Source organism: Streptomyces sp. (assembly GCF_019510245.1).
GTDB lineage: Bacteria > Actinomycetota > Actinomycetes > Streptomycetales > Streptomycetaceae > Streptomyces.
The window spans coordinates 1-1,108 of sequence record NZ_JAEKKT010000546.1; the positions used below are offsets into that span (position 1 = coordinate 1).

At 70.8% G+C, this 1,108-nt stretch carries 2 protein-coding genes; both read right to left on the reverse strand.

Annotated features, from left to right (window positions below):
* Positions 1 to 197 precede the first annotated feature (197 nt).
* Positions 198 to 479, reverse strand: a complete 282-nt coding sequence (locus JF597_RS55270; protein ID WP_053741618.1) for an HU family DNA-binding protein — start codon at positions 477 to 479, stop codon at positions 198 to 200.
* A 355-nt stretch (positions 480 to 834) separates the two neighbouring features.
* A partial coding sequence (locus tag JF597_RS55275) for a malic enzyme-like NAD(P)-binding protein (protein WP_294014851.1) occupies positions 835 to 1,108 on the reverse strand: 274 nt, incomplete at its 5' end.

The following is a 1,108-nucleotide window of genomic DNA, read 5'->3' on the forward strand; positions in this document are numbered from 1 at the left end:
GTCGAGCTCCCGGGCAAGGCGCTCGGCTAGTCGCGACAGTCGCACGAACCGCCGATGGGGCGGTCACCCTGACTCGGGTGACCGCCCCATCGGCGTTGTGCTGAGCGCCCCGACAGGGGCGCGGGGAACTGCGCGACCAGCCACAGCCGGACCGGCAGTCGCCCACGGCGCCCAGCCGCAATGGCGAACAGGCGCCCTTACTTACCCTTGGCCGCTTCCTTGAGCTTGGAGCCCGCGGAGACCTTGACGCTGAAGCCGGCGGGGATGTCGATCGGGTCGCCGGTCTGCGGGTTGCGCGCCGTGCGAGCGGCACGGTGGGTGCGCTCGAAGGTCAGGAAGCCGGGGATGGTGACCTTCTCGTCGCCCTTGGCGACGATCTCACCGACGGTCTCGGCGAACGCGGCCAGAACGGCGTCGGCGTCCTTGCGGGTGACCTCGGCGCGGTCGGCCAGGGCGGCCACCAGCTCACTGCGGTTCATGTTGTTACTCCCGTGTTCTTCTTGCTGTTGTGGCGTGCCCCGCGGCAAAGCCGCATGGGGGGCACAGCGAAGCCGATGCTGCCAGGGTCCTCGGTGGGTCCCCGGACCCGGGTCCGCCGTCGGACCCTCACGCCCGAAGACGCATCCTGCCCCCACCTGCGGCGGGAAAGCCAATCCGGCACCCCTGGGGAGTCAGACGAACACCCCTGGGAGTCACCCGGACAGCGTCACCGGCCGGGGCCGACAGGCTGAACCTGGCCGCCACCCTAGAGGCGCCCGGGGGCGGTGCGCCCCCGACGCGCCGGTACGAGGACCCGTGGCAACCGTCACATACGGCACCCGGCGGGAGCAGAGGTTACTCCGCGGCGGCCTTCGCCGCTTCCCGCACCGCGCCCGCCACCGCGCCCGCGACCTTGTCGTTGAAGACGCTCGGCACGATGTAGTTCGGGTTGAGCTCGTCCTCGGTGACGACGTTCGCGAGTGCGGTGGCCGCCGCGAGCATCATCTCGGTGTTGACCGTGCGGGACTGCGCGTCCAGGAGACCGCGGAAGACACCCGGGAAGACCAGCACGTTGTTGATCTGGTTCGGGAAGTCCGAGCGGCCGGTGGCCACGACCGCCGCCGTCTGG